Annotated in this window: 21 protein-coding genes and 1 tRNA gene; 11 read left to right on the forward strand and 11 right to left on the reverse strand. The window is 54.8% G+C overall.

The window, feature by feature from the left end:
• Window positions 1-37: 37 nt before the first annotated feature.
• The 4 genes from PJE062_RS13255 to PJE062_RS13270 form a co-directional block, all read right to left on the reverse strand.
• A complete protein-coding gene (locus tag PJE062_RS13255) occupies window positions 38-1,678 on the reverse strand; it encodes a signal transduction protein (protein ID WP_008549576.1) in 1,641 nt (546 codons plus the stop codon).
• Window positions 1,679-1,707: 29 nt separating this feature from the next.
• Window positions 1,708-3,297 carry an FGGY-family carbohydrate kinase gene (locus PJE062_RS13260; RefSeq protein ID WP_008549655.1) on the reverse strand — a complete coding sequence of 530 codons (1,590 nt, stop codon included), beginning with the start codon at window positions 3,295-3,297 and terminating at the stop codon, window positions 1,708-1,710.
• A 185-nt stretch (window positions 3,298-3,482) separates the two neighbouring features.
• Window positions 3,483-3,932: an ABZJ_00895 family protein gene (locus tag PJE062_RS13265; protein ID WP_008549832.1), complete on the reverse strand. Its 450-nt coding sequence runs from the start codon at window positions 3,930-3,932 to the stop codon at window positions 3,483-3,485.
• A 14-nt stretch (window positions 3,933-3,946) separates the two neighbouring features.
• Complete coding sequence (locus tag PJE062_RS13270) at window positions 3,947-4,840, reverse strand: GNAT family N-acetyltransferase (protein ID WP_208982302.1); 894 nt, start codon at window positions 4,838-4,840, stop codon at window positions 3,947-3,949.
• A gap of 298 nt (window positions 4,841-5,138) precedes the next feature.
• Here PJE062_RS13270 and PJE062_RS13275 point away from each other — a divergent pair, with 298 nt between their 5' ends.
• From PJE062_RS13275 to PJE062_RS13295, 5 genes are all read left to right on the forward strand, one after another.
• Window positions 5,139-6,416 (forward strand): MFS transporter, encoded by a 1,278-nt coding sequence (locus PJE062_RS13275; RefSeq protein WP_008550037.1) that lies wholly within the window; start codon window positions 5,139-5,141, stop codon window positions 6,414-6,416.
• Between the two features lie 149 nt (window positions 6,417-6,565).
• Window positions 6,566-7,489, forward strand: coding sequence for a Fe(3+) dicitrate ABC transporter substrate-binding protein (locus tag PJE062_RS13280; RefSeq protein WP_008549973.1), 924 nt, complete (start codon window positions 6,566-6,568; stop codon window positions 7,487-7,489).
• Window positions 7,490-7,498: 9 nt separating this feature from the next.
• Window positions 7,499-8,488: an iron ABC transporter permease gene (locus PJE062_RS13285; protein WP_014285022.1), complete on the forward strand. Its 990-nt coding sequence runs from the start codon at window positions 7,499-7,501 to the stop codon at window positions 8,486-8,488.
• Complete coding sequence (locus tag PJE062_RS13290; RefSeq protein WP_008549811.1) at window positions 8,488-9,543, forward strand: iron ABC transporter permease; 1,056 nt, start codon at window positions 8,488-8,490, stop codon at window positions 9,541-9,543. Before PJE062_RS13285 ends, PJE062_RS13290 begins: the two co-directional genes overlap by 1 nt.
• The gene (locus PJE062_RS13295) at window positions 9,540-10,304 is read left to right on the forward strand and encodes an ABC transporter ATP-binding protein (RefSeq protein ID WP_008549493.1); all 765 of its coding nucleotides are present in this window, start codon (window positions 9,540-9,542) and stop codon (window positions 10,302-10,304) included. Before PJE062_RS13290 ends, PJE062_RS13295 begins: the two co-directional genes overlap by 4 nt.
• A 17-nt stretch (window positions 10,305-10,321) precedes the next feature.
• Here PJE062_RS13295 and PJE062_RS13300 read toward each other — a convergent pair whose 3' ends face one another.
• Window positions 10,322-11,491 carry a diaminopropionate ammonia-lyase gene (locus PJE062_RS13300; protein ID WP_008549870.1) on the reverse strand — a complete coding sequence of 390 codons (1,170 nt, stop codon included), beginning with the start codon at window positions 11,489-11,491 and terminating at the stop codon, window positions 10,322-10,324.
• Window positions 11,492-11,505: 14 nt separating this feature from the next.
• Window positions 11,506-12,648, reverse strand: coding sequence for an amidohydrolase (locus tag PJE062_RS13305; protein WP_037036900.1), 1,143 nt, complete (start codon window positions 12,646-12,648; stop codon window positions 11,506-11,508).
• 113 nt (window positions 12,649-12,761) lie between these two features.
• Between PJE062_RS13305 and PJE062_RS13310 the strand changes: the two genes are divergently transcribed.
• Entirely contained in the window at window positions 12,762-13,223 is a 462-nt protein-coding gene (locus PJE062_RS13310) for an Lrp/AsnC family transcriptional regulator (RefSeq protein ID WP_037036903.1), read from the forward strand.
• 96 nt (window positions 13,224-13,319) lie between these two features.
• Here PJE062_RS13310 and PJE062_RS13315 read toward each other — a convergent pair.
• The 5 genes from PJE062_RS13315 to PJE062_RS13335 form a co-directional block, all read right to left on the reverse strand.
• A tRNA-Phe gene (locus tag PJE062_RS13315) sits at window positions 13,320-13,395 on the reverse strand.
• A 303-nt stretch (window positions 13,396-13,698) separates the two neighbouring features.
• Entirely contained in the window at window positions 13,699-14,811 is a 1,113-nt protein-coding gene (locus PJE062_RS13320) for a Gfo/Idh/MocA family protein (RefSeq protein ID WP_008550096.1), read from the reverse strand.
• Window positions 14,812-15,012: 201 nt separating this feature from the next.
• Complete coding sequence (locus tag PJE062_RS13325) at window positions 15,013-15,792, reverse strand: ATP-binding cassette domain-containing protein (protein WP_008549691.1); 780 nt, start codon at window positions 15,790-15,792, stop codon at window positions 15,013-15,015.
• Between the two features lie 2 nt (window positions 15,793-15,794).
• Window positions 15,795-16,901: an ABC transporter permease gene (locus PJE062_RS13330; protein ID WP_008549515.1), complete on the reverse strand. Its 1,107-nt coding sequence runs from the start codon at window positions 16,899-16,901 to the stop codon at window positions 15,795-15,797.
• A gap of 120 nt (window positions 16,902-17,021) precedes the next feature.
• Entirely contained in the window at window positions 17,022-17,948 is a 927-nt protein-coding gene (locus PJE062_RS13335; RefSeq protein ID WP_008549715.1) for a sugar ABC transporter substrate-binding protein, read from the reverse strand.
• Window positions 17,949-18,289: 341 nt separating this feature from the next.
• Between PJE062_RS13335 and PJE062_RS13340 the strand changes: the two genes are divergently transcribed.
• The 5 genes from PJE062_RS13340 to iolB all read left to right on the forward strand — a co-directional run bounded on the left by PJE062_RS13340 (window position 18,290) and on the right by iolB (window position 24,787).
• Window positions 18,290-19,141 carry a MurR/RpiR family transcriptional regulator gene (locus PJE062_RS13340; protein WP_008549568.1) on the forward strand — a complete coding sequence of 284 codons (852 nt, stop codon included), beginning with the start codon at window positions 18,290-18,292 and terminating at the stop codon, window positions 19,139-19,141.
• Window positions 19,142-19,282: 141 nt separating this feature from the next.
• Window positions 19,283-21,223, forward strand: a complete 1,941-nt coding sequence (iolC, locus tag PJE062_RS13345) for a 5-dehydro-2-deoxygluconokinase (RefSeq protein ID WP_198136864.1) — start codon at window positions 19,283-19,285, stop codon at window positions 21,221-21,223.
• On the forward strand, window positions 21,220-23,052 hold the full coding sequence (gene iolD, locus PJE062_RS13350; protein ID WP_008550098.1) for a 3D-(3,5/4)-trihydroxycyclohexane-1,2-dione acylhydrolase (decyclizing): 1,833 nt from the start codon (window positions 21,220-21,222) through the stop codon (window positions 23,050-23,052). The genes iolC and iolD overlap by 4 nt, the downstream gene beginning before the upstream one ends.
• Before the next feature lie 5 nt (window positions 23,053-23,057).
• A complete protein-coding gene (gene iolE, locus PJE062_RS13355; RefSeq protein ID WP_008549775.1) occupies window positions 23,058-23,966 on the forward strand; it encodes a myo-inosose-2 dehydratase in 909 nt (302 codons plus the stop codon).
• A complete protein-coding gene (gene iolB, locus PJE062_RS13360; protein WP_008549959.1) occupies window positions 23,963-24,787 on the forward strand; it encodes a 5-deoxy-glucuronate isomerase in 825 nt (274 codons plus the stop codon). The genes iolE and iolB overlap by 4 nt, the downstream gene beginning before the upstream one ends.
• The last annotated feature ends 54 nt before the right edge of the window (window positions 24,788-24,841 follow it).

The following is a 24,841-nucleotide window of genomic DNA, read 5'->3' on the forward strand; positions in this document are numbered from 1 at the left end:
GAGCACCACGGGATGCTCAAACTCTGTTTTGCTGGGTTTAAAGCAGATCTTTCGCAGAGCCTGCGATTTTGACGTTGATGCCCTGCGTGAGCGCCTGAGCCACGAAGGCCTGCAGCACATCCTGCAGTTTATCTTCCGGCACATAAGCCACGGTGATGTGGTTGGACTGGTGCCCTGCCATCAGATCATCACGGCCCACACCATCAAGCGTGCAGTTCATCAGCGGCCACTCATAGGTGGTTGCCTTGCGGCGACGCTCGAACTCATCTTCCGGCAGTTCAACCGCATGGCCGGTGCCGATGTGCATGATGACTTGCGTGCCCTCATAATGCGCGCGCGCCCAGAGGAAAGCCCCCGCCTTACACTGGCCTGCGATGCTGGACCCGCCTTTCGGGAAATACATGGCTGGCTGGCGATAGCCTGTTGCCCCTGCAAGGCCACCTTTGAGATGCTCAAACGGTACGGAGCCGGAGATTTCGAAGTCCCAATAGAAGGTGCCTTCATACTCGCTGCCCCAACGCACATCATGCAGAGTGGTTTCAGCAGGTAGGCCCATGGCGTCCAGCAGGCGCCACATCATGGTCTGCGGAATGGCAGTGCCCATATCCACTTCGTTGATGCATGGGATTGGCTTACCTTCCCAGATGATGGAGCCATCTTCATCCGGGATCGGGAAGCGCTCGGTGGACCCGATGGCGCCCTCAGCGAAGTCAGAGGCTGCGCAGCTGTCTTTCAGGCCCTGCTGATACTGGACACCCACAGCGGACAGGCCAAAGCGGGTGGTGAAGCGGGCCATGGCGATCATCATGGCGCACTGTTCCAGCACCTGCTCGCGGGTGAGTTCGGTCGCATCATCACTGCCGAACATAAAGGTCATGCCACGGTCCTCATAGAACTTGAGGCAGTCTTCACGCAGGGACTGAGGCACCTTCTCCATTTCCACCAGAAGGGCCGACTGAGAGAGGCTTTCCAGCGGCATACCGATGTCTGTGAGGGCTTTGACCGGAAAATAGCCGTTCATCATGCCCATGCAGAAGGTGTCGAACAGGCCAAGGATTGCTTTGTTTTTGAGGATGTACTCGCCAACCTGCTGACCGGCCTGCCCTGCTGGTGTTTGCAGGAGGGCATGGTTTGCGGCGACATCCTGCAGATAAGAGGTGTCGTGGCTGAGCTCACCGTCTTTCAGCCATGTGGCCAGACCAGATTTGAAGAAGTCATCTTCAAAGGTCTGAGACCAGAGACGGGAATACTCAACACCCAGACTGGTGAGAGACCCAGCCATACAGAGCATGCCCACCAGCCCCGGCCATGTGCCATCAAAGTTGGCGAGCAGCAGGATTGGACCTTTGTGCTTGGCAAGGGATGGCGCGATATGGTGCGAGTATTGCCATGCGGTGAGCAGCACGATGAGTGGAGCTTCCGGATCGATCTTCGCAAACAGCTCAGAGCCTTCTTTTTGCGAAGAGATGAAGCCGTGACCGCGCGCTGCATCATACTCATGGGCGCGTTTCATCTTGAAGCCTTGCGCGGTCAGCTCTTTTTCCAGCCGCTGCGCATAGTCCTCATAGGTTGGCCAACAGGTGACGTTGGCACTTTCGCGCAGGTCTGCATTGGTGACGACAAGGATTTCCTTGTCTGCTACGGAGATAGGCGCTGGGGCCTGAGGCAGGTTGAGCACGTGGTGTCCTCCTGAACTTGTTTTGATACTTAAATTGCTTTTTCCATGAGCGCCTTATGGTGCTGATGGTTGTCGTAAAGATTGAGGTAGACCTGATATTTGGCGGCGTGGAACTGAGCAGTGCTGCCTTCTGGTTTGATGAGCCCGCCAACACGCACCAGCTTCGCGCTGGCTGATGGAATGTCCTTGAAATCACCACAGGCCACAGCGCCCAGAATGGCCGCGCCCAGCGTGACGGCATCTTCTTCTTCCGCCAGCTGAATTTCTCGCCCAGTGATGTTGGCGTATTCTCTGAGCCAGAGCGGGTTTTTAGTGGCCCCGCCGCACATGAACAGCTTGGTGATGCTGTGCCCCGCCTTCGTCATTTCCTCAATGATATGGCGCGTGCCGTAGGCAATGGCCTGAAGCGTTGCCAGATAGAGGCGTGCCAGAGCATCCCGGCCTGTTTCCAGCGTCAGGCCAGAGACAACGCCCTTTGCATGCGGATTGGCGCGTGGTGAGCGGTTGCCGTGATGGTCAGAAAGCACATGAAGGTTACTGGTCGGGCTTGCTTCCCGTGCTTCTAGATCCAGCACCCAATTATTGAGAAGCGCGATCTCGTGCAGCCCCTGCTTGGCGGCTTCGGCTTTGAGTTCATCGTAGGCATCAGACTGCTGGATGGTCCATTCCACCAGAGAGCCAGCAGCACTTTGTCCGCCCTCGCCCAGCCAATAGCCCGGCAGCATGGCGCCCCAGTATGGACCCCATACGCCTGGCACCATGACGGGCTTTTCATTGACAATCATATGGCAGTTGGAGGTGCCACTGATGATGGCAAGCCCGCCATCCGGCTCCGCTCCAATAAGTGCCAGACCACCTGCATGGGCATCAATGATGCCAGCTGCAACCGGTGTGCCAGCGTTGACACCGAGATCCTTAGCCGCTTGTTCAGTCAGACCTCCAGCGGATGCGCCTAAGTCCAACACTTTCTCCGGCACTTTTTCCGGCAGATCGTGCAGGCCGACGGCTTGCAGCATGTCTTCAGCAAAGCGGCCTTCATGGGCCAGATAGTTCCATTTGCAGGTCAGCGTGCAGGTGCTGGCAATGTCCACGCCCGTTGCTCGCCAGACCAGATAGTCTGCCAGATCAAAGAAACGCACGGTGCGCTCATAGCGGTCCGGATAATGGTTCTTAAGCCAGAGGATCTTGGGCAGTTCCATTTCAATGGAAACTTCACCGCCGACATATTTGAGCGCCTCATCTCCGGTGGCGTTGATTTGGGCGGTTTCTTCTGCGGCGCGATGGTCCATCCACATGATGATGTCCTGATCGGCCTCTCCGTTTTCAGAGACGGAGACCGGGCTACCACCCTGCCCGACTGCGACCAGCGAACAGGTGGCATCCACGCCCAGCGATCGGATTTCATCAGCAGAAACGCCAGCGGTGGCTATCGCCTCCTTCATGGCGGCGCAGATCTGTTGCCAAATGTCTGATGAAGACTGTTCGACGAAGTTGGCCCGACCATGAAACTGCTTGATGGGCCGCACCGCAAAGGCCAGCCTCTCGCCCTTTTCATTGAAGAGCCCGACGCGTGCGCTTGCAGAACCGACATCAATGCCAGCGTAACATGTCTGTTTCATACGCGGCCTCCCTTTTCGACTCGCGATTGTTCTTCTCCTTTGCTAACTACACTTGCTAACTCGTGTTAGCAAGAGCAAAGCAAATGAGATTTATGCAAAAATTCTCATAGGCAAGCACAGCAAAGCAGGCCGGAGGACAGTTCCACCAGCCGTGACTTTTCAGGATTTGATAGGATCAGGAGGGGTTAGTTTGGCTCTTTCGAGCGGTTTTGTGCATCACTCAGCAATCGCGCAAAAAAGCCGTAACCGATGCCAAAGGCCAGTGCGCGGATCACCAGATCGATGATGAAGAACAATCCCATCTCATCCCCAGCAAACGTGGGAAACGGGCTGGCGGGAGCAACAGAGCCCTCACCCGCTAGCAGGTAACTGCGCACTGTCATGGAGATGGGGAGGCTGGCTGCAAGGGAGCCAACGAATAGCCCCCAATAAGTCGCCCCGGTTGGTGCCTTGTGCTCGTTGCGCACAAAGATCAAGCTAGTCAGGATCACCGGCAGGCCAAGCTCGATGAACATATTGCCTGCCTGTTTGATGCCGTATTGGAAGACCAACAGGGTCGCCGCCACCTGTACCACCGTGTAGCTCACGATGAACCAGCTGAGGTAAAACCAGAGGGAACGGTGCAGCTTGGTCATGGATCATACTCGGCTTAGGATGTGGTCAATTCGCTCTCTTCAGCATGCTGGGCCATGGTTTGCAATGGCCTGTGCATCTCATACTGCTGCAGCGTTTTTATTGCCCCCATCTTTGGCAGGGCCTGCATGATGGTCTCATCGCTTTCATCCACGTTGATGAAGGTCAGCGCTTCCTTCTCTACATTGGCGAAAGCTGTGGCGATCAACGCTGAAGCAAAGCCCTTGCCGCGATGCTCCGGCGCGACAGCAAGCTGCATGACAGAGCCGGTTTTGCGGGTGAAGGTGATATAGGCAGCGAGCTTTCCATCCTGCTCAATCTTGTAGGAGGCTGCCTCATCATCCAGAGCACAGACCGCGTAAGCAGAGTTCTGCCAGCTTGGTGGCATTTGCCAGAGTTCAGAGGCCAGTGGCTCCAGTTCGCTCCATGAAGCAATGATAGGTCGAGCAGTGGTTAAACGTTGAGAAAACGCAGTCTTTTGCAGGCTGAAGCACTGGAAGTGTCTTTCCGTTGCAAAGCCCAGCTTCTCATAGGCTTTGACAGCCGTCGTGTTGCTGGTGATCACCTCCAGCTGGATTTTGCCGTAACCTGCTTTCAAGGCATGCTCTTCAACCTTGGCAAAGAGCTTGCTGGCAATGCCCTTTCCACGCGCGTCTGGTACGGTACCAGTTGAGACGGCATAGATAGCACCCGGATACGCTGCCTGTTTGCCGATGAACCAGAAGCCCACCGGCTGCTCATCCTCAACAGCCACCCAAGACAGTTCAGGATCAAACCCACGAGTGGTGATCATCCTCTCAAAATCCGCCAGAGGCATTTCCATCTGAATGACATAATCGGAAAACGCCGAGACCATCACCCGATGCAACTGCTCCATCGAAAACGCCGAAGCCTTCTGAAACAAAATCACCCCAATCCCCCCATGTCTCATGAATCACCACAAACGGTGCGCCTGTTTTGATACCTACCCTGTTTGAGGGCGATGGCTCAATGTTTGTGTGGGGTGCGCCTTAAGCATTAGTGATCATCTTCCCGTTTCCTACGCTGCGTTTCCGTGGAGGTTTGGGGATTTTGGGAAAAGGTGTTCTCAAACAGGGGTGTGTGAAGAAAGCTGTCGCGTTTTGGGTGGGGGTGTGGTTCTATCGTCTACTGTGATTTTCGGGGCTTCGTCTTTTCAGGGATACCTGCCCATTTTCTGAGTAGTTGCCATGCGCCAGTTCCTGCTTCCCATTGCATCCTTACTGCTGGGGTCCGCCTTTCTGTTTTTTGCCGGTGGTGTAACCGGCATGCATTTGCCTCTGCGTGGTACGTTTGAGGGGTTCTCTTCTCTCTCGCTCGGTCTGCTTGGTACGGGCTGGGCGATTGGTTATGTGACTGGCTGCTTAAGCGTGCCGAAGATTGTGCAGCGGGCGGGCCATATTCGCGCCTTTGGTGTGATGGCATCGCTGGCCTGTCTTTCTGTGCTTGCCTCTTCACTGTTGGTTGACCCGATTGCATGGGTTGCTTTCCGTTCTCTGGCTGGCTTTGCCTTTGCCGGTGCGGCGATGATTGTTGAGAGCTGGCTGACGGAACGCTCCAACCCGGGCAACCGCGGCGTGATCTTTGGCACCTACACTATGGTGAACCTTGCTGCGACCACTGCGGGTCAGGTCGTGCTTTCCATGGGACCGATTGATGGCTTTGAGTTCTTTGTCATCGCTTCAATGTTTTATGTAGTGGCGCTTATTCCTACCGCTGTCACCCGCACCCCTGCCCCAGCTCCACTGGCGCAGGTGAAGCTGGATCTGAAACGGTTGTGGCGGAACTCTCCGGTGGCCGTGGTGGCTGTTACGCTAACGGGCGTTTCCAACGGTAGCTTTGGCACACTGGCAGCGGTGTATGGTGGTCAGGTTGGCTTGCCGATTGCCAGTATTACGCTGTTTGTGAGTGCTTCCATTCTGGCAGGTGCGTTTGCACAGGTGCCGATTGGCATGATCTCTGACCGCACAGACCGACGCTTTGTGGTGATTGCGATTGCCATGGTCGCGCTGGCGGCGGACTGTATCTTCCTGTTTGCCGATACCAGCAGCGCCAATATTGCCATTGCGTCTGCTGTGATTTTTGGCGCGGCAATCTACACCTTCTACCCTGTGCTGGTTGCGCACGCGAATGACCACGCGGATGCGGGAGATGCCATGCAGACCAGTGGTGGCTTGTTGCTGATGCTGGGTGTGGGTTCCATGATCGGGCCGTTTCTGGGCGGTGTGCTGATGAGCGTGTTCGGGTCGATCGGTCTGTTCATGTCCACTTTTGCGGCTCATGCGCTCATTCTTGCCTTCACCCTGTGGCGCCTTACTCAGCGTTCTGCTGTGGCGGAGAGCGAGAAGAGTGTGTTTGTTCCTTCGGCTCCAACCCGCACAGCGACACCGCAAACGATTATTCTGGCGGACGAAGAAGTGGCCAAGGAAATGGAAGTGGACGAGATGTCGGAGCAACCTTCGTCTTAAGTGGTTTTGCGCAGGTATCCACCGGATGCCTGCGTTAACGAATAAATATGAGGTTAAAACTCCTATTTAAACTTGACTATAATTATCAGGTATACAATAGCTCGGAACACAACCGTTGCTTTTGCTAATCCTTTTGAGAAGTCAAGCTCATGAAAACCAATCTTTTCGCCGCTGCCATTGCCGGAGCCCTTTCCACACTTGTTGCCTTTGGTGCTTCTGCACGGGACGTCAAACACGAGCTGGGCACCACCACCGTTCCTGATCAGCCACAGCGCATTGTTGTGCTGGAGTACAGCTTTGTGGACGCACTGGCTGCTGTTGGTGTGGCACCAGTGGGTGTTGCGGACGACAAGAAGCGTGATCGCATTATCAGCGCGTATACCGACAAGATTGGTCATGACTGGGTTTCTGTTGGTACCCGCAAGACCCCAAGCCTTGAAGTGATTGCCTCACTGGGTCCGGATCTGATCATTGCTGATAAGACCCGTCACACGGCGGCCTATGAGACCCTTTCCGAAATCGCCCCAACCGTGGTGTTTGATAGCCTTGGCGGCGACTACCCATCCGCGATTGCGCAGCTGGAAGCCATTGGTGCTGCTGTTGGCAAAGCCGATGAGATGAAAGCCCGTGTTGAGGCGCACAAGGCCAAGATGGCGGAGATTGGCGCGCAGTTCAAAAATGCTGGCGACTACAAGATCCAGTTTGGTGTAGCGAACGCCAAGGGTCTGTGGCTGCACTCCCCTGTGTCTTACAACGGCTCTTTGCTGAAAGGCTTTGGTTTTGCCAGCGGCATGAAGCCGACCAATGGTGCGGTTTATGAAGCCAACTATGTGAAGACCTCTCTGGAGCAGCTGTCTGCGGTCAACCCGGACATTCTCATTCTTGGTCCCTATGCCACACCATCGTTTGCTGATGGCTGGAAGGGTGAAGCGCTTTACGAAAACATCAGCGCCGTGAAGAACAACCGTGTGTTCCATGTGGAAGCACATGTGTGGTCTCGTCTGCGCGGCATGGTGGCTGCAGAGATGACCGCCACTGATCTGCTTGAAATCATGAAGCAAGTTCAGAACTAAGATCCGCACATGCCATTGACTGCCATGTACTGGAGCCTTATGGGGATGGCGCTGCTCGCAGGAGCGGCGCTGTCCCTTGCCACAGGTGGCCGGCAAGATATCGGCTTTGATCAGATTCTGAGCGCGCTGTCTGCGCAGCTGGATGAACAGAGCCTTTCCATTATCTGGGACATCCGTGCCCCACGCACCCTGATTGCCGCGTTGATTGGCGCCAACCTGGGCCTTGCCGGGTTGCTGCTGCAGGCCACAACGCGCAACCCGCTTTCCTCTCCCTCCATCCTCGGCATCAACCAGGGCGCAGCCCTTGGCATAGCCATTGGACTGGTATTCCCTTCCCTCGTGATCTTCAACATAGACACCATGGCCGTGCTGGGTGCCGCCTTTGCTGGTGGACTGACCCTGACGCTGGCGGGTGGATTGAAGGGCACATTAAGCGCTCTGCGCCTGATCCTTTCCGGTGTGGCTGTCAGTGCTTTTGCATTTGCGCTGGTGCGCTTTACGTTTACGCTGGATGACGAACTAGCGCTTTCCGTTATTCAATGGACAACCGGTGACATTGCTGATGTGCGCTGGAAGCAGGCCACGCCTCTGCTAGCGTGGTGTCTGGCTGGCGGCGTGATGACATTCTTCATGTCTCACAAGCTCAACCTGATGGCGCTTGGAGAAGCTGCCTCGAAGGGGCTTGGCTCAGACCCACGTTTTACCCTGCTGTTCGGCATTCTACTTGCTTCTATTTTGACCGGTGTATCTGTTTCCGTTGCAGGCCCTGTGATGTTTGTGGGTCTCATCATTCCGCATTTGTGCCGTGCCGGGTTTGGGACGGATCACCGTGTTCTGGTTCCCGCCGTGATGCTGTGCGGCGCGACCCTAATGCTGGTTGCAGATGGCGTTTCCAAGCTGATCAACTTTCCTGAGGAGACAGCCGTTGGCGTGGTCTCCGCTTTGATTGGTGCACCCTATTTCCTTTACCTGACCATCACCGCCAAGGAGATTGACTGATGAGCGTGCTCTCCGAGACCTCTGCGCCTCCGCAGTGGCGGGTGGATTTTAAAACCCATCGCGGCACCAGAGCGTTTCGCGTTCAGCTGCTGTTGTTCATTGCCTGTATCACTGCCAGCATGATCAGCCTTGGTGTGGGTGCTGTCAGCATTCCGCTGGATGTGATCGTCAACAGCCTGTTTGATCTTGAAGGGCCAAAGCAGACTTACATCATCTGGAAGTCGCGCTTGCCCCGGGTTCTGATTGCCCTTATGGCCGGTGCGAGCCTTGCAGTTTCCGGTGTGATTGTGCAGGCGATTGTGCGAAATCCGTTGGCGAGCCCTAAGATCATGGGCATCAACTCCGGTGCAGCGCTGGCAGCATTGGGAACGATCATGTTCCTGCCTGAGATGCCCGTGAGCTACCTGCCCGTGGCTGCTGCTTTAGGTGGCATCGTTGCTGCCGTGATTGTTCTGTTTGCAGCGCATTTGCGACAGGTCTCTCCTGCCCGTCTCGCTCTGGTGGGCATTGCGGTGGGCATGGTGTGTGATGCAGGCGTTGATTACCTGCTGGTGACAGCTGCCACGCTGGAGATCTCCAATCCACTTGTGTGGCTGACCGGCTCCTTGTGGGCGCGCACATGGGCGCATGTGCACTCTATCTGGCTGCCACTGATCGGTCTGCTGGGTCTGACCATGGTGCTGTCCTATCAACTGGATCTGCAACAACTGGGGGACCAGACGGCTCGCGGTCTGGGCCAGAGCACCAACAAGATGCGGCTGTTGCTGCTGGGTGTCGCCACGTTGCTGGCCAGCATCTCTGTGGGCGTTGTGGGCGTGATCGGCTTTATCGGCCTTATGTCTCCTCACATCAGCCGGTCTCTGGTTGGAGGCAGACATCGCGTGCTGCTGCCAACAGCTGCGCTGGTGGGGGCGTTGTTGGTTGTTCTGGCGGATGCTGTCGGGCGTGCCATTGCGCCCCCGATTGAGGTTTCCGCAGGTATCCTGAGCGCCATGCTGGGCGCCCCTTATTTCATCTGGATCATGAGCAGATCTCAAAAAGGACAGAGCGCATGAGCATCGTTCTTTCAAACGTGACTTCTGGCTACGAAGAGTTTTCACTTCAAAGCATCAACCTGACCATCCAGAAAGGCAGTTATGCCGCTTTGATCGGTCCTAACGGCTGCGGAAAGTCGACGCTGCTGAAGACCATTGGTCAGATCAACAAACTCAACACGGGCAGCATCACCGTTGATGGGAAGGAGATCCATCGGCTACCTGCTAAAACCGTTGCACGGCAGATTGCTTTTCTGCCGCAAAGCCCTGTTGTACCGACTGGGATCAGCGTTGAGCAGCTGGTTGGCTATGGCCGCGCGCCGCATCAATCCATACTGGGCATTCGCAGTCGCCGCGATGTTGAGATTGTTGAAGAGGCCCTACACACATCCGGGCTTTACAGCTTCAAGGATCGTGCTTTGAAGGACCTTTCCGGCGGCCAGCGCCAACGGGCTTTCATCGCCATGTGTCTGGCTCAGGATACGCCCTACATCATGCTGGACGAACCCACCAGTTATCTGGATATCCGCTATCAGTACGAAACACTGGATCTGCTTCAGCAACTCAACAGTCAGGGCCGCACGGTCGTCGTCGTCCTCCACGACATCGCGCAGGCCTCCCGCTACGCCGACCACCTCATCGTCATGCGAAACGGCGCCCTCTTCGCAGAAGGCACCCCACACGATGTGGTCAGTCCGTCTTTGGTGAGCTCCGTTTATGAAATCGCAACCAACGTTTATGCTGATCCAGTTTCGCAAACACCCGTGGTGACGCCTGTTTGAGAGGGAGACAGCTACAGCTAGCTGTCTTCCATGATCTGAGCGTAGATTTCAGGGTCGGTGACGCCTTCTGAGCCGATCAGGAGGATGCTGGATTCTGGGGTAAGGTCCAGCTCGGAACTGAGGTTCGGGTCTTTGGAGGCTTCAATCACTGCGGCGAGGCCGGCGACGCCGCTTTCGCCTGCCTGAATGGCTGGGTCATTGCCAAGGGGGTGTGCGAGGCGGCGCATTGTCGGGGCGATCAGGTCATCGCTGATGGTGAGAAAATGAGAGCATTCGCTGGTCAGGATTTCCCAGGCCATTGGAGAGGGCACGCCGCAGGACAGGCCTGCCATGATCGTTTCTTCGCCAATTTCAACGGATGCGGCCTGCCGCTGCTTGGCGCTCTCAAACAGACAAGCAGCAAGGTCCGGTTCAACAATGCAGACTTTTGGGGCTTCATCCTTCCAGTGCTGCCGTAATGAAGCAGCAACGGCTGCTGCCATTCCCCCTACTCCAGCCTGCAAAAATACATGGGTCGGCGGGCTCTCCAGATCATTAAAAATCTCGTGGGTCATGACACCATAGCCAGCCATCACATCCCTTGGGGGCTCTGTATAGCCGGGCCAGGATGTGTCAGAAACCACGAACCAACCAGCGGCCTCAGCTTCACTCCGACACATTTCAACGGATGCATCGTAGTCGCCATCGATACGAATGACTTCTGCACCCAGCTCCTGCATCGCTTGCTCACGGCCCTCGCTGACTTCCGCGTGGATGTAGACTTTGCAGGGCGCACCAAATCTCTGGCATCCCCAGGCAAGAGACCGCCCATGATTGCCATCGGTTGCGGATGCCAAGGTGATGTTGCTCACCTGATCTGCGTAGTGCCCTTCACGAATATCTGAGAGGGAGACTTCGTCTCCGGTGCGGCGTGATACCTCCCGCTGCAGCACACGCAACGCAGCATACGCCCCGCCTAGGGCCTTGAAGCTTCCAAGACCAAAGCGAGGACCTTCATGTTTATAGAGGATCGCCCCTACCCCGATCTCCTGCGCTAAAGATTGAAGAGAAAACAACGAGCTGGGTGCGTATCCTTCCCATTGGGTGATCTCGGCAATCGCCTGAGCGAAAGCAGTTTCGGGCAAAACGGAGAACGCTGCCGGGCCAAAATCGGGATACCCTTTAATGTACGAAATGCTTTTGGACATAGGGATACTCCTGCTTACTCGCCTTTTGGGAGACGCTGCTTTGCCAACTCAGCCCAGAACCGAGCTCCCGTCTCCAGAAGCTCATCGTTGAAATCATAGTCAGCTGCGTGCAATGGTTTGGCGTGGGCACCTTCCGTGCCGTTTCCTATCAGAAGGAAACAACCGGGGACTTGCGCCGCAAAGTTTGCGAAGTCCTCAGAAAATGTCATGGATGAACGGGCGCCATCGTGCTCCAGCCCCATCATTCTGGCTGCTTCAATCACATGAGAAGCGGCATCGGCATCATTGATCGCTTCAATAAACTCCGTGCGGAACTCCACAGAAACATCGACACCATGGCTCACACCAACACCCTCTGCGATCTGCTTCAGATGGATCTCGACCTGTTTTCGGTATTCTGGAGCTGCAGCACGGACTTCTCCTTTCAGCAGCGTGTGCCCCGGCAAGACGTTGCGCTGACCATCGGTGATAAACTCGGTTACTGAAACGACAGCCCCAGAAGACGGTGGCAGCTTTCGGGAGACGATGGTTTGAAGCGCCAGAACCAGTTCAGCTGCAGGGGTCATTGTCTCGCGACCAGCCTGTGGCATTGAGGCATGCCCACCCTGCCCTTTTATGGTGATCCCAAACAGGCTTTCGCTAAAGCAGATTACTCCTGCCCGGGTAGATATCCGTCCAACAGGTTCTCCGGGCAGGTTGTGCAGTCCATAGACCTCATCAATTGGAAAATTCTGCAAGACACCTTCGTCGATCATGGCCTGCGCACCTAACCCATGCTCTTCATTGGGTTGGAACAGGAGCACAACCGTTCCGTCAAACTCAGGAGATTTGGCCAGAAGCTCAGCAGCCCCCAGCAGCATGGTGGTATGTCCATCATGACCACAGGCATGCATCACACCCTCATTGCGAGACCGGTGCGCAAACTCGTTGAGCTCGGCAATGGGCAGCGCATCAAAGTCCGCCCGTATGCCGATGGCTTTATGGCTGTTACCCGCTCTTAGCACGCCAACAACACCAACGCCCTCATGGGTTTCAATGCCCAACTCACGAAGATGGCGAGCAATCCGTGCCTTGGTCCACTCCTCCTGAAAGCCAAGTTCGGGATTTTGATGAAACTCATGCCGAAGGGCCTGAAGACGATGGGCAAAGTCAGCCATGAAATTCTCCCGAGAAGCAGCGTGCTGCATTTCAATTGGTCATCTGAATTAATACTTCATCAAACGTGAAAAATGCACTGAATATGCATTCGCGATATGCAATAATCTTTCACATGACGCCTCTAGACTCATATGACCGCGCCATTTTGCGCATCCTCCAAACGGACAACCGCACCTCTCAGCAAAAGATTGGCGAGGCCGTCAACTTGTCCGCCCCATCTGTCCAGCGCCGTATCCGGCGTATGGAAGCCGAAGGGGTTATTGCTGCCAATGTCGCTGTTGTTGACCCAACGATGGTGGGACTGCCGATCACAATTTTTGTTGAGGTAGAACTGGTCAGCGAACTGCCAACCGATATCGACGACGCCAAGCAAATCTTCCGCGATGCCCCGGAAGTCCAGCAATGCTTCTATGTTACGGGAGAGATTGACTTTGTGCTGGTCGTCGTCGTTGAAAGCATGTCCGCCTACGAAGAATTCACCCGCCGCATTTTCTTCAAAAACGGAAACATCAAAAAATTCAAAACCTTCGTTTCGATGGACCCGATTAAGACAGGAGTGAAGGTTTCGGTTTGATGGGGGGGAGTTTAGCGAGCAGATGGAGTGAAATGCCAAGCTAACGACACACCAATTGTTTGGTGGGTTACTATCCAACAATTTCAAGAAGATAAGTGGTGCCCGGAGGCGGATTCGAACCACCGACACGCGGATTTTCAATCCGCTGCTCTACCAACTGAGCTATCCGGGCCTGTCGCGTTGGGCAGTGTGCCCCGCTGAGGTGAGGGTCTTATAGGGTGGGAAAGTTTGTCTGTCCAGCACCTCAAAGAGTTTTCCCAAAGGCTTTTAGGGGGTTAAATCTTTTTTTTCGCTGAAGACCTTGTGGCTGAGAAATCACCGCACAAAAAAGGGCGAGGCTAAAGCAGTTCGCATTTTCGTTGAAGCACATGAACTGCTTTAGCCTTTGTTTCCCGCGTATCTTTATCTGAAAACCGGTTCCCACTTTTCAGCGATACGCTTTAGAGCACCCTTTTCATCCCAATATCTATGGATCTTAAACCGTGACCCAACCAGACTGTTCGTGGGATTTGGCCATGGACTGAACGAGGCCTTCGATGAAGATGCCACGCTCGAAGTCGATCAGGTGGCTTTCCTGTCCCTGCAGGCTCTTCAGGATCTCATTGACTTCGATGATCTTCAGGTCGTTGAAGCCGAGGCCGTGGCCCGGAGCCGGAATGAAGCGGTCGTATGGTTCGTGTGCAGGACCAGCCAGAATGGTGGTGTAGCCCTGCCCTGCGACGTCACCTTCCGCCTTGTAGACGTGCATTTCGTTCATGCGTTCCTGATCATAAACGATAGAGCCTTTGGAGCCGAAGATCTGTACGGCGATGCGGCCTTTGCGGCCCCATGCGGAACGGTTGAGCTGCAGAGTACCATTGCCGCCATTTTCCAGTTCAAACAGCACGGTAGCAGCATCGTAGGTTTCAACGGTCTTGTCGTTGCCGGATGCGTCCTTGCGGGTTGCGTAAGGCTTGGTCATGTGACACATGACTTTAGCAATGCGCAGGTCCAGTGCCATGAGCAGGGACATGGTGTGTACGCCGAAGTCATCCAGAGCACCGAAACCGGAAGCTGCGCCGCTCTTGATGCCCCATTCATCATCCGGGTTGGCCATGAAGTCTTCGTCCATCTCAAGACGGATCTGAAGCACGTCGCCGATCTCACCTGAGTTGAGCAGATCGCGGATACGGCGCATCATCGGGTTCTGGATGTAGTTGTAGCCGAGGAAGGTTTTCTTGCCGGACTTGCGGGATGCTTCGAGCATCTTCTGGGCATCTTCAAAAGAAGGTGCCATTGGCTTTTCGCAGTAAACGTGCTTGCCAGCTTCGAGTGCTGCAATCGCCATTTCCGGGTGGAACTCGTTCGGCGTGGTAATCGAGATAATATGGATATCAGGATCGGCCAGCATATCGCGCCAGTTGCCCGTTGACTTGGCAAAGCCGAAGTCTTTTGCGCGCGCTGCTGCCAACTCTTCATTCACCTCAGCAAGCGTTACCAGTTCTGGCTTGAGCTCACCACCAAACACACCGGATACGGCATTCCATGCCAGAGCATGACATTTGCCCATATATCCGGTTCCAATCAGACCTACGCCGATTTTTTCCATCTCAGTAATCCTGAAAGTGCTCCCAGAGCGAAGCGGGTTCTTGTTCTTAATTGGTTCCCACAGAACGCGCTTTGAAACGGAGCATTGCTAGAAAGAAGGAGCGGCACGATCGGGTAATGCCGCTCCTCAATGTGTCATTGAACAACCTGTATGTTGCGTATGCCTGGACCGGGAACTGAGTTTAGTTCTCGGAAATACGCATCACACGGTGCCGCCCAATGATGCCTCCAGACTGGCAAGCTCCTGCCCGCCAGCCATCAAGTCTTGTAGTTCCTCAGCGGTGATCTCGCCCTTCTTCGCAGTGCCGAGGGTTTTGCCCCGGTTCAGCACTGTGAAACGATCCCCCACTGCCATGGCGTGGCGAACGTTGTGCGAAATGAACACGACGCCAACACCTTTCTTGCGGACCTTATCCATGGTCGAGAGCACGTTTGAAGTCTGGCGTACGCCCAGAGCTGAAGTCGGCTCGTCAAGGATGAGGACCTTCGCGCCGAAGTACACGGCGCGCGCGATTGCGACTGTCTGGCGCTCACCACCAGACAATGTACCCACGGCCTGATCCGGTTCGCGCAGGTTGATGCCCATCTTGGACATCTCTTCCATGGTCACTTCGTTTGCGTACTTGTGATCGAAGTAAGAGATTGGTCCGAACTTCTTGACTGGCTCGCGGCCCAGCCAGAAGTTGCGGGTGATGGACATGAGCGGGATCATGGCCAGATCCTGGTGCACCGTTGCGATGCCAGAATTCATTGCATCGCGCGGGCTTTCAAAGACCTGCTTTTGACCGTCAACGAAGATCTCGCCCTTACTTGGCTTGTGCACGCCGGACATGGTTTTGATGAAGGTGGATTTACCTGCACCATTATCACCAAGCAGACAATGCACTTCGCCGGGCATTACAGAGAAGGAAACACCAGCCAAAGCAATTACGGAACCGAAGTGCTTTTCGATGTTCTTCATCTCTACGATAGGTGATGTCATGATCAGCGCTCCCCTGTGACGCGCTTGCGGATCATGTTGTTAAACAACACCGCAATCAGCAGCATGGAACCGAGGAAGACCAGATACCAGTCCTGATCGATATTGGTGTAGCTGAGGCCGATCAGCACCATACCGAAGATGATGGAGCCAAAGAATGCACCAATTGCTGACCCGTAACCACCGGTGAGCAGACAACCGCCAATCACCGCTGCAATGATGGCCTCAAACTCCTTCTGGAAGCCACGACGGGCATCGGTGGAGCCTGCATCCATCACGGTGAGGATTGCGACAAGCGCTGCACAACATGCGGTGAACATGAACAGGTACATCTTGACCTTGCGCACCGGAACACCGGAGTTGCTTGCTGCGTTGCTGTCGCCGCCAGCTGCAAAGATCCAGCTGCCATAGCGGGAGCGCAGAAGCACCCAGGTAGCCACAAGAGCGAGCAGCAGGAACCAGATGATGTCAACCGGAACACCGTCGACCTTTGGTTTGCCGGACTTAAAGGTGTCGATCCAGCCAGCTTCCGCCAACCAGTAGAACAGGGGTGTAAACGCTTCGCCGCTGAAGAACTCAGCCAACCACGAACCTTCAAACTCCTGACGAATGCCGCGGAGCTGGGTGGAGCCACCAGTTGCAGCCTTGAGGCCAACCAGAGACAGACCACGCAAGATGAAGAGGAACGCTAGCGTTACAATGAAGGACGGCAGACCTGTGCGGATAACGATCTGCCCGTTGAGGGCACCCATCGCAGCTGCCGCCATGAAGGTGACAATAATCGCTGCAAACAACGGCAGGTCAAAGGTGACCATTGCCGCGCCGAAGATCAGCCCTGTGAACGCAACCATGGAGCCAACGGAGAGGTCAAACTCGCCGCCGATCATGAGAAGTGCTGCTCCGATTGCCAGAATGCCGAGCTGGGCAGCAGGCGTCATGAAGTTCATGACCCCCGCAAGGGTGAACATCTTGGAGTCAGCAGTGAAAAGAAAGAAGATTGTTACGAGAGCAAGGCCAGCAATAGCGCCGAGTTCCGGACGCTTCATGAGCCGGGAGATGAGCGAGATTTTTTTTACTCTTTCGTCCGCGCTCTCAACAGCAAGATCGGACATTTTATTTCCCTCAGTTTGCATGGATGAGAGGGATGTGTGCACCCCTCCCATAGCAAAGCTCCTTAGAGCCAGTCACGTATCCTTACCCGAAAACCGAATTTCACTTTTCGGGGATACGTCCTAGCGGATGCCTTGAGCGGACAGCTCAACAACCTGGCCTGCTTTGTCAGCAGTGATCAGGTTTGGACCGGATGGAACGTTGCCACCTGGAATAAGTCCATACTCTGCATTGAGAGCGAGGAAGATAACTGGCAGGTAGCCCTGCAGGAACTGCTGCTGGTCAATTGCAAATGCTGCTTTGCCGTCAACAACTGCCTGCAGGAAGCCTGCGGACATGTCGAAGGTTGCTACATTTACTTCACCAGTGCGTCCGACAGCTTCAACCGCTGCTACTGCTGGCTCACCCACGAGAGAAGCACCAAGACCCATGATGGTGTCGATGTCTTCGTTGGATTCCAGAGTCGCTTTGATCTTAGCTTCTACTTCTGCCGGATCGTTGTTGGTTGGAACAACGGTCACGTTGCCACCGAAGCCAGCTGCAAAGCCTTCACAACGCAGGTCGAGGGAAACGTTGCCCACTTCCTGGTTGACGCAGATGCCGACCTTGCCGCCCATGTCAGCAAGCTTCTTACCTGCTGCTTTACCAGCGTCAAACTCGTCCTGACCTACGTGAAGCAGGGTGCCGAAGCTTGCGGACACGTCGCTACCGGAGTTCATAGAGATGACAGGGATGCCAGCTTCCACTGCTTTGGTGATGGATGGACCAAGCGCGTCGCCATCTGGAATGGACACAACAATTCCGTCCGGCTCCTGAACGATGGCTGCATCGATAAGCTGGCTCATGGCCACCATGTCAAAAGTTTCTGGAGCACGGTAAGAAACGTTTGCGCCGCTGTCCTTTGCTGCTTTGTCTACACCGTTTTTAACAACAGACCAGAATGGGTCGTTTGCCTGGCCGTGGCTCACAACAATAATGTCAGCAGCCATTACAGCAGGTGCAGTCATGATCGCAGCAGCAGCTACGAACGCGCGTAAAGTCTTTTTCATATAAACCTCCCAAGATTGGCGCATGCCAATTTTAAGTCAGGGTTTCCCCTAGAAGTCCGGTGTGTATCTCGTCCATAAACACCAGAGTTCGAATGCGTCTCCGCATATATTGTAGTGCTCAGCCGTCCCACGGGCGAAAGCACCCATCCCCTTTTATATCAACGCAAGCCTGTTTGCGGCAAATCCGTGCTGGATCTGCAAGATACAAGGTAGATGGACAGAGCGCGTGTTACCGGCCCTACAATCGTAGAATTCATCCAAATTTTTCCAATTCGGAAAATTCATTCCAAATTTATAGAACGTACATTGCGGTTTTTCAAGTTTTGGAATAGATTTTTTTCATGACACAGAATTTAGATGCAATTAGCCCAGACATTCCCTCGGATTACGAGAGCCTGAAGGCTAGAATAAGTACTCTTTCGGAGAGCATGCCGAAGAGACTTTTGCAGTGCGCACGGTACGCATTAGCAAATCCGGACAGAATCGCTCTCGGCACAACAGCGGAGATTGCCAGTGCTGCAGGCGTGCAGCCGTCTACTCTTGTACGCTTTGCGCAAACACTGGGGTTTGATGGTTTCTCGCAGATGCAGCAGATCTTCCAGGGGCAACTGGTTGGCCGCAGCTCTGAGTATACAGAGCGCCTGACCAAGATCCGTGAAAGCGGAACAAACACCCCTGGCAGCATTCTGGGCAACTTCGTGGAACGCTCCAAGCAGTCGCTGGATGATTTGCTGCGGCAAGTGGATACGGTGGCGCTGGAACGCACCATCGAAGCGCTGTCAGCTGCAGAAAACATACACTTATTGGGACTTAGGCGTGCATACCCGGTGGTTAGCTACTTGCACTATACATTGGGCAAGATGGGCGTCAGAACCAATCTTTTGGAATACACGGGAGGGATTTTAGAAGAGCGTGTTCAGTTCATCAATGAGAACGATGCATTGTTTGTGGCGACCTTCAGCCCCTACTCTCCAGAGGTGGTTGAGTTTGCCAGCAAGGCCTTTGGTCGCGGCGTGGCGGTGGTGTCTTTGACGGACAGTGTTCTGTCTCCAATCGCCCGCGTTTCTTCAACCGTTCTGGAGGTAAATGAGGCAGAGCACGGCGCTTTCCGTTCACTCTCCACAACCATGTGCCTTGCAACTTCTATCGCTGTTGCAGTTGGCGATGCACGAAAGTGGACCTCCCTCTCCTAGAGTATCTCTAAGGAATCAAAGGGAAGCCCACACAGCACCGAAAATGGAAGAGAGCTTCCCCAAATTTTGGAATGAAGCTCATTCTATTTTGAACATACATTCCACTTGTGATTATTTTTGGAATATGTAATCTTTCAGGAAATGCTAGTACCTGATTGGGAGAATCCGTTGAAATCACTTGATGTCATCACAATCGGCCGGTCATCGGTCGACCTGTATGGAACGCAGGTTGGCAGCCGACTTGAAGACATGTCTTCGTTTAATAAGTATGTCGGCGGGTCACCAACCAATATGTCAGTGGGAACAGCTCGTCTTGGGCTGAAGTCTGCCCTGATCTCCCGCGTAGGGGACGAGCACATGGGCCGCTTCATTCGCGAGCAGCTGGTTAAAGAAGGCGTTTGTGTCGATGGCCTTGTCACCGACAAAGAGCGTCTGACTGCACTTGTTATTCTAGGTATTCGCGATAAGGAACAGTTCCCGCTGATCTTTTATCGTGAGAACTGTGCCGACATGGCACTGTGCGAAGATGACATTGATCCTGAATTCATCGCCTCAGCTGGCTGTGTAACTGTTACCGGTACGCACCTTTCGCACCCACGCACAGAAGCTGCTGTTCTTAAAGCGCTGCGTCTTGCGAAAGAGAACGGCGCCCGCACTGCTCTGGACATTGATTACCGCCCGAACCTCTGGGGTCTTGCTGGTCATGGTGATGGTGAAGAGCGCTTCATCGCATCTGAGAAAGTGACCGCGGAGCTGCAAAAGCACTTGCACCTATTTGATCTGATCGTGGGTACGGAAGAAGAGTTCCATATCGCTGGCGGTTCTACCGATACCCTTGAAGCCCTGAACGCCGTGCGTAAGGTCAGCAAGGCTGCTCTGGTTTGCAAGCGTGGCCCTATGGGCGCTGTGGTGTTTGAAGACGAGATTGGCGCGAGCCTTGATGACGGCAAGTCCGGTCCGGGCTTCCCGATTGAAGTGTTCAACGTGCTTGGTGCTGGTGACGGCTTCATGTCCGGCCTGTTGCGTGGCTGGCTGAAGGATGAGACCTGGGAAACCACCCTCACCTATGCCAATGCATGTGGTGCGTTTGCAGTCTCCCGTCACGGCTGTGCACCTGCTTACCCAAGCTGGGAAGAGTTGCAGTGGTTCCTTGAGAACGGTTCTACCGAGCACGCTCTGCGTAAAGACAAGAAGCTGGAGCAGATCCACTGGGCGACTAACCGCAAGGGCGACTGGTCCAACATGAAGGTGTTTGCCTTCGACCATCGCTCTCAGCTGGAAGACATGGCTGCCAAAGTTGGCGCTTCTGAAGACAAGATCCCTGAGTTTAAAGAGCTTTGCCTCAAAGCTGCTCAGCAGGTTCGTGCTGGTGGTGACGACTACGGTATTTTGTGTGATGGCCGTCTTGGTGAGGAAGCTCTGTTCAAAGCAACCGGATCCGGTCTTTGGATTGGCCGCCCTGTTGAACTACCGGGCTCTCGCCCGCTGGAGCTGGAGATTGGTCCGGACCTTGGCTCACAGCTGGCAGAATGGCCGGTTGAGCACGTGGTTAAGGTGCTGTGCTTCTACCATCCGGACGACAGCGCTGAGATGAAGGCCCGTCAGGAAGAAACGATCCTTCGCCTTGCGCATGCATGCCGCGAAAATAATCTTGAGTTTTTGCTGGAAGTCATCCCGTCCAAGGTTGGACCGGTTGATGATGACACCACCGCGACCATCATTCAGCGCTTCTATGATCTGGGTGTTTACCCTGACTGGTGGAAGCTGGAGCCATTGAAGACCGACGCAGGCTGGCAGAAAGCTTGTGATGCGATCAAGAAAAATGATCCTTGGTGCCGCGGTATTGTTGTTCTTGGCCTTGATGCACCGGCTGAAGAGCTCGCAGCGAGCTTTGAGGTTGCAGGCAAGTATGACCTTGTGAAAGGTTTTGCTGTAGGCCGTACCATTTTTGCTGAAGCTGCTGAGAAGTGGCTTGGCGGAAACATTTCTGACGAAGAAGCCATTGCGAACATGGCTGCGAAATTTGAAGGTCTCGGTTCTGTCTGGGAGCAGGCCCGAGCGGATAAGAAAGAAGTTGCATGAGTACGATCAGATTAACAGCCGCACAGGCTCTGGTTCGCTATCTAGCAGCCCAGAAAACGCCTGAGGGAGACAGCTTTATTGCTGGCGTCTGGGCTATTTTTGGTCACGGTAACGTGGCGGGTCTTGGTGAAGCGCTTTATCACGCCCAAGACACGCTGCCGACCTATCGCGGTCACAACGAGCAAGGCATGGCTCACGCGGCGATCTCCTATGCCAAAGCGTCCAACCGTCGCCGTGCGATGGCTGTGACCACTTCCATTGGTCCAGGTGCGACCAACATGGTGACTGCTGCGGCGCTGGCTCACGTGAACCGCCTGCCGGTTCTGCTGCTTCCAGGTGATGTGTTTGCAAACCGTGCGCCGGATCCTGTGCTTCAGCAGATCGAAGACTTTCAGGATGGCACTGTCAGTGCAAACGACACCTTCCGCCCTGTGAGCCGTTACTATGACCGCATTCAGCGTCCTGAGCAGCTGCTGACTGCTCTGCCACGCGCCATGGCGGTTATGACTGATCCGGTTGAGTGTGGTCCTGTGACTCTGGCCATGTGTCAGGACGTGCAGGCAGAAGCATTTGACTGGCCGCTGAGCTTCTTTGAAGAGCGCACCCTGCACTTCCGCCGCCCTGCACCAGATGCACTGGAGCTGGAAACTGCTGTTGCTGCTATCCGCGCTGCGAAGAAGCCAATGATCATTGCTGGTGGTGGTGTGCACTACTCTCTGGCAACGGATGATCTGAAGAGCTTTGCTGAGACACACAATGTACCAGTTGCTGAAACGCAAGCTGGTAAGTCCGCTCTGCCATGGGACCATGAACTGAATCTGGGCAGTATTGGTGTGACCGGTTCTGCAGCTGCGAATGCGATTGCGGAAGATGCTGATCTGATCATCGCTGTGGGCACCCGCCTTCAGGATTTCACCACGGGCTCCTGGGCGCTGTTTAAGAACCCGGATCGTCGTATCTTGCAGCTGAACGCCGCGTCTTATGACAGTGGTAAGCACAACGCACTTCCGCTGGTGTGTGATGCGCGTGTTGGCCTGCAGGCTCTCAGCCAGAATCTGGGCAACTGGAAAGCTGAAACCGATGGTGCGTCTCACCGTGCGACATGGCTCGCCGCTGTTGAGAGCGCAACTGCAGCACCTGAGGGCGGCAATGAGCTGCCAACTGATGCGCAGGTGATCGGCGCAGTTCAGCGTGCGTCCAACGCAGACACCACTGTTGTGTGTGCGGCTGGTGGCTTGCCGGGCGAACTGCACAAGCTTTGGAAGACCGACAAGCCGGGTGGTTACCATCTGGAATACGGCTTCTCCTGCATGGGCTATGAGATTGCCGGTGGTCTTGGCGTTAAGATGGCCAAGCCTGAGAATGAAGTGGTCGTCATGGTTGGCGATGGCAGCTACATGATGATGAACTCCGAGCTGGCGACCTCCGTCATGCTGGGTCACAAGATCATCGTGGTTCTGCTGGACAACCGCGGTTACGGCTGTATCAACCGTTTGCAGATGGCGACCGGTGGTGACAACTTCAACAACCTTCTGGATGACGCATATCACGTTGAGCCATCCAACATCGATTTTGCTGCACATGCGGGTGCAATGGGGGCAACCTCTGAGCACGTTAAGAGCATTGAAGAGCTGGGTGAAGCTCTTGAGCGCGCAAAAGCTAGCACCAAGTCCTACTGCATTGTGATCGACACCGATCCGCTGCCAACCATGCCGGAAGGTGGTCATTGGTGGGATGTGGCTGTGCCGGAAGTATCAAAAAGAAAAGAAGTAAATGAAGCTCGCAAGGGCTACGAAAGCGCGCTGACCAATCAGCGTTTGGGGGACTAAGGCCAATGATCCGTTACGGAACCAACCCAATTGCATGGAGCAATGACGACGACCGTACTCTCGGTGCGCACATTTCTCTGGAGCAGTGCCTCAAAGAAGCCGGTGAAATCGGCTTCGACGGCATCGAAAAAGGTCACAAGATGCCAACCGAGCCAGAAGCGCTGAAAGCTGCACTGGCACCACACGGTCTTGCCTTTGTTTCCGGCTGGCATTCTCTGAACCTTCTGGCGCACAGCGTTGAAGACGAGAAGAAGGCGATCCAGCCTCACCTCGACCTGCTGAAAGCAATGGGCTGTAAGGTTTGCATCACCTGCGAAACCTCCAACGCAATCCACGGTGCTGATGACACCGCGCTTGCAGACAAGCCTGTGCTGGCTGACGAGCAGTGGGCAAAGTTTGGTGCAGATGTGGAAGAGATTGCTGCTTACTGCGCTGAACAGGGTATCTCCCTCGTTTACCACCACCACATGGGTACTGTGGTACAGACTGGTGAAGAGATCGATCGCTTTATGGAAGTGACCGGCCCGAACACCTACCTGCTGTTGGATACTGGCCATGCATGGTTTGGCGGTGCGGACCCGGTTGAAGTTGCCAAGAAGCATATGGCTCGTGTGCGTCACCTGCACGCGAAGAACGTTCGTCCAACCATCCGTGAGCAGGTTGAAGGCGAGCGCCTGAGCTTCCTGGAAGGCGTGCGCCGCGGTGTGTTCACCGTTCCTGGCGATAAAGAAGGCGGCGTTGATTTTGAACCTGTGCTGAAGATTGCAGCTGAGCATGGCTATGAAGGCTGGCTGGTGATTGAAGCAGAACAGGATCCTGATCAACGCAATCCGTTCACCTACCAGAGCATGGGCCTGAAAGCACTGCGCGAGATGGCTGTGAGCGCTGGTCTTGATAAGAAGGTAGTCGCATGAGCAAGCTTCTCATAAAACCTAATGGCAAAGAGGGCAAGGTGCATGACATCACGCCTGAAAGCGCTGGTTGGGGCTACGTTGGCTTTGGCCTTTATCATCTGGAGCCAGGCGCAAGCGCCAAGGAACTGATGAAGGGCAAAGAAGCCATTCTGGTTATCGTGGAAGGCAAAGCGACCATCACCTCTGATGGTCAGGACTTTGGCACCCTTGGTGAGCGTAAGAACGTGTTTGAGCGCATCAAACCATGGTGTGTGTACGTTCCTGCCGGAGCTGAGTGGAGCGCAACCGCTGTTACCAAGCTGACACTGGCTGTGTGTACTGCCCCTGCAAAGGACGGCAGCTACCCTGCCCGCGTGATTGGCCCGGATGACATTCCAAGCGTTGAGCGCGGCGTTGGTGCTAACACCCGCTACATCCACCCAATCGCCATGGAAGATCAGGACTTTGCAGAAAGCCTGCTGGTGACCGAGGTTTACACCCCTCAGGGCAACTGGTCGTCTTATCCTCCGCATCGTCATGACGAAGATAACTTCCCGGAAATGACCTATCTGGAAGAGACATATTATCACCGCCTCAACCCGGAGCAGGGTTTCGGCTTCCAGCGTGTGTTCACTGAAGATGGTGAGCTGGATGAAGCGATTGCGATGTCCAGCGGAGATGTTGTGCTTGTACCAAAAGGTCACCACCCATGTGGCTCGCCTTATGGTTATGAGATGTACTACCTGAATGTGATGGCTGGCCCGATGCGCAAATGGCGCTTCCAGAACCACCCTGACCATGACTGGATTGCTCAGCGCGACGCAAAACCTGCGGACGCCTGAGGCATTTGATATCCGCATGTTCCCGTAAATTCTTAAGCGGGAGCATGCGTTTAA

The organism is Pseudovibrio sp. JE062 (assembly GCF_000156235.1).
Classification (GTDB): domain Bacteria; phylum Pseudomonadota; class Alphaproteobacteria; order Rhizobiales; family Stappiaceae; genus Pseudovibrio.